Annotated in this window: 5 protein-coding genes; 2 read left to right on the top strand and 3 right to left on the bottom strand. The window is 67.6% G+C overall.

From position 1 onward, the window contains the following. On the bottom strand, nt 1–383 hold a 383-nt coding region (locus A5652_RS18235), incomplete at its 3' end, for an aminotransferase class IV (RefSeq protein ID WP_197514005.1). 161 nt (nt 384–544) lie between these two features. On the opposite strand from A5652_RS18235, the gene A5652_RS18230 reads away from it, so the two are divergent. Together A5652_RS18230 and A5652_RS18225 are read left to right on the top strand one after the other, a co-directional pair. Then, on the top strand, nt 545–1,639 hold the full coding sequence (locus tag A5652_RS18230) for a folate-binding protein YgfZ (protein WP_067354480.1): 1,095 nt from the start codon (nt 545–547) through the stop codon (nt 1,637–1,639). Nucleotides 1,640–1,785: 146 nt separating this feature from the next. Then, a complete protein-coding gene (locus A5652_RS18225) occupies nt 1,786–1,971 on the top strand; it encodes a DUF3073 domain-containing protein (protein ID WP_067354477.1) in 186 nt (61 codons plus the stop codon). A 67-nt stretch (nt 1,972–2,038) separates the two neighbouring features. Here A5652_RS18225 and purM read toward each other — a convergent pair whose 3' ends face one another. After that, entirely contained in the window at nt 2,039–3,133 is a 1,095-nt protein-coding gene (gene purM, locus A5652_RS18220; protein WP_067354473.1) for a phosphoribosylformylglycinamidine cyclo-ligase, read from the bottom strand. 71 nt (nt 3,134–3,204) lie between these two features. Then, on the bottom strand, nt 3,205–4,061 hold an 857-nt coding region (locus tag A5652_RS18215; RefSeq protein ID WP_082983978.1), incomplete at its 5' end, for an amidophosphoribosyltransferase.

The following is a 4,061-nucleotide window of genomic DNA, read 5'->3' as shown; positions in this document are numbered from 1 at the left end:
GTGATCGCCGCCAGCCCGCCACGCCGGACCGCCGTCACCCGTTCGGGAACGGCGTTGACCATGACGTAGGCCGTGGGCACCGAACCGCCCTCGCGACCGCGGCTGTAGATCAACCGCATCGCGCCCTCGTCGGCGTTGCCCGCGCACCAGTGCCGGGTGGCTACCTCGATCGCGCTTCGCCATCGCGGCAGATCGGGCTGGGGCAGGTCGGTCGAGGCGGCCGACTGGGTCAGCCGCTGCAGATGCGGCTCGATCAGACAGGCTCTGCCGTCGCGAACCAGCAGCGTTTCGAAGACACCGTCACCACGGACCGCTGCCAGGTCGTCGGCATACAGCAGGGGCGCGTCCGGCGAATGCCTTTCGCCGTCCAGGGTGACGATCACACCCGTCTGACCGGCCATGGTCGGAAAGCCTAATCCAATGGGATCCGTAAGCGTGGCGCACGACGGTACCCGCGAAGGTGAAGCTGGCCGCACATTCGGCGGCCAGTGTGAAGCCAGCTTCACACTCGTGGGGAGCGCCCGGCGGTCCGTAGAGTTGACTCGTGACCCGCCCCGTTCCCGCACCCGAGACCGGACCCGACGCCGGTGCCGTCTGGCATTACGGCGATCCGCTGGGCGAGCAGCGTGCGGCCGACACCGACGCGATATTCGTCGACCGCTCGCACCGCGGAGTACTCACCCTGACCGGAAAAGACCGGCAGAGCTGGTTGCACAGCATTTCGACGCAATTCGTCAGCGACCTCCCCGACGGCGCCATCACACAGAACCTCAGCCTCGACGGCCAGGGCCGCGTCGAGGATCACTGGGTCCAGACCGAGCTGGCCGGCACGACCTACCTCGACACCGAACCGTGGCGAGCGGAGCCGCTGCTGGGATACCTGCGCAAGATGGTGTTCTGGTCCGAGGTCACCCCGGCCGAAGCCGATCTGGCCGTGCTGTCGTTGCTCGGCCCGAAGCTGGCCGAACAGGCGGTTCTCGACGCGCTCGGAGTGGACGCGCTGCCCGCCGAGCTGACCGCGATTCTCGCGGGCGACGGCTTCGTGCGGCGGATGCCGGGCACCCGGGACGGCCAGATCGAGCTGGACCTGCTGGTTCCGCGCGGGGCGGCGGACGACTGGCGAAATCGCCTGGCGCAGAACGGGGTCCGGCCCGGTGGTGTGTGGGCCTACGAAGCCCACCGGGTCGCGGCCGTGCGACCCCGCCTCGGCGTCGATACCGACGATCGCACGATTCCCCACGAGGTGGGATGGATCGGTGGCCCCGGCGCCGGAGCCGTCCACCTGGACAAGGGATGTTATCGCGGGCAGGAGACCGTGGCGCGGGTGCACAATCTCGGCAGACCTCCCCGGATGCTGGTGCTGCTGCACCTCGACGGGTCGGTGGACCGGCCGTCGACGGGCGATCCGGTGCTGGCCGGCAGCCGCACGGTTGGCCGCTTGGGCACCGTCGTCGACCACGTGGATCTCGGGCCCGTAGCGCTGGCGCTTGTCAAGCGCGGGCTGCCCGCCGACACCGAATTGGCGACCGGACCGGAGGCTTCCGTACCTGCGGTGATCGATGCCGATTCCCTGCCCGCAACCGAACAGATCGGCGCCGGGCGGTTAGCTGTTGAACGGTTGCGGGGCGGTGCGGGATAATGAACGGTAACGTCCGCCACAGCGAGCAGGGCGCGCAACGCCCGGTGGCGGGGCACGGTAAAGTGGTCGGCAGGACAATATGACACCAGGAGATCGGAGCCGCCTACTCGTTAGGCCGCTCCGTTATTGCGCGAGGGGGTTCCCCCATGGGCCGCGGCCGGGCTAAGGCAAAGCAGACCAAGGTTGCTCGAGAACTCAAATACAGTTCTCCGCAGACCGACTTCCAGCGGCTTCAGCAAGAGCTGTCAGGGACGGGTTCGGACGAGTCCAGTGAACTGGACGGCGACGGATCCGACGAATCCTGGGACGACCAGGACAGCTGGCGTCGCTAAAGCCAATGCCCCGGCGCCGATGCGTAGTGCACCGGCGCCGCGTTAGATCTATCGGAGTCCGAGCTTCCTAGAACCTCGGGTGTTGACCGACCATCTTCGCCCGCGGGCCCTCTTTTCCGCCTTTGCCCACGGTGCCCAGCACCCAGCAGTCCAAGTGTCGTGCGGTCAGGATGGCCAATGCGCGGTCGGTGTCTTCGGGAGCCACGACGGCGATCATGCCGACCCCCATGTTGAACGTCTTCTCCATCTCCTCGCGCGTCACCCGGCCGCGCTGGGCGATCATGGCGAACACCGGCGCGGGCGTCCAAGTGCCGCGGTCCATCTCGGCGACCAGCCCATGCGGGATGACCCGTTGCAGATTGCCGGCCAGCCCGCCACCGGTGACGTGGCAGAAGGTGCGGACGTGGGTTTCGGCCGCGAGCGCCAGGCAGTCCTTGGCGTAGATACGGGTGGGTTCGAGCAGTTCGTCACCCAGGGTGCGGCCGAACTCCTCGACATAGCCCTCGAGGTTCATCCGGTCGATCTCGAGCAGCACGGTGCGCGCCAGCGAATATCCGTTGGAATGCAGACCGGACGAACCCATCGCGATGATGACGTCGCCGGGTTTGACCCGGTCCGGGCCGAGCACGTCGTCGGCCTCGACGACACCGATTCCGGTGGCCGAGATGTCGTAGTGGTCCGGTTCCATCAGGCCAGGATGTTCGGCCGTCTCGCCGCCCAGAAGCGCGCAGCCGGCCCGCACACACCCCTCGGCGATGCCACTGACGATGGCGCTCAAGCGTTCCGGCACCGTGCGGCCCACTGCGATGTAGTCCTGCAGGAACAGCGGCTCGGCGCCACATACCACGAGATCGTCGACCACCATCGCGACCAGGTCCAGCCCGACGGTGTCGTGTTTGTCCATCGCCTGGGCAACCGCCAGTTTGGTGCCGACGCCATCGGTGGACGCCGCGAGCAGCGGCTCGCGGTAGTCGCCCCGCAGCGCGAACAAGCCGGCGAATCCGCCCAGGCCGCCCAGAACCTCCGGTCGCGTTGCTTTTGTCGCCAGAGGCTTGAACAATTCGACGGCGCGATCGCCGGCTTCAATGTCCACCCCGGCCGAAGCGTAGGTGATGCCCTGACTGCCTTGGTGGCGTCCTGGGCTCTTTCCGGGATCCGTCATCGCGATAAAGGCTACCGGGCGGCGTTGACGGTTGGGATCAAACGTCGGTGATGGGGCGCAACCGAGTTCCCTCAGTGCACGATTGGCACTTCATCGGCCGCGAGATCGTCGAGGCCGGCGCCGCGGGCGGCATTGGCGAGCATGTGCTCGATGACGTTCTTGCCCAACGCGGTTTCGCCGGGCAGTTCGATCGGATACTGGCCGTCGAAGCAGGCGGTGCACAGCCGCGATGCCGGCTGCTCGGAGGCCGCGATCAGGCCGCGCAGGGAGATGTAGCCCAGCGAGTCGGCACCGATGGCATGCCGCACCGCCTCGAGCATCTCCTTTTTGTCTTCGACCGCGTTGGCGATCAGTTCCGCCGGTGACGGGAAATCGATGCCGTAGAAGCACGGCCATTTGACGGGGGGTGAGGCGATTCGCACGTGCACTTCGACCGCGCCGGCCTCGCGCAGCATCCGCAGCAGCGCGCGCTGGGTGTTTCCGCGCACGATCGAGTCGTCGACGACGATGAGTCGCTTGCCCCGGATCACTTCGCGAAGCGGGTTGAGCTTCAGCCGGATACCGAGCTGGCGGATGGTCTGCGACGGTTGGATGAAGGTGCGCCCGACGTAGGCGTTCTTCATCAGCCCCTGGCCATAGGGAATGCCCGACTCCTGCGCGTACCCGACCGCCGCGGGCGTGCCCGACTCGGGCACGCCGATGACCAGGTCGGCTTCGACGGGACGCTCACGCGCCAGCCGGCGGCCGATCTCCACCCGGGTTGCGTGGACCGACCGGCCGGCGATCGTGCTGTCCGGTCGTGCCAGGTAGACGTACTCGAATACGCAGCCCTTGGGAGTGGGATTGGCGAACCGGGTGGAGCGGACGCCGTCGGCGTCGATCGCCAGCAATTCACCGGGTTCGATGTCGCGCACGAACGACGCGCCGA

It is taken from the genome of Mycobacterium sp. 1165178.9 (genome assembly GCF_001673555.1).
GTDB lineage: Bacteria > Actinomycetota > Actinomycetes > Mycobacteriales > Mycobacteriaceae > Mycobacterium.
This window is presented reverse-complemented; position numbering and strand designations above follow the sequence as displayed.

Excerpts from the sequence above, each read along its gene's own strand:
- A5652_RS18225 (WP_067354477.1), top strand. The coding sequence starts at position 1,786 with ATGGGCCGCGGCCGGGCTAAGGCAAAGCAGACCAAGGTTGCTCGAGAA.
- purM (WP_067354473.1), bottom strand. The coding sequence starts at position 3,133 with ATGACGGATCCCGGAAAGAGCCCAGGACGCCACCAAGGCAGTCAGGGC.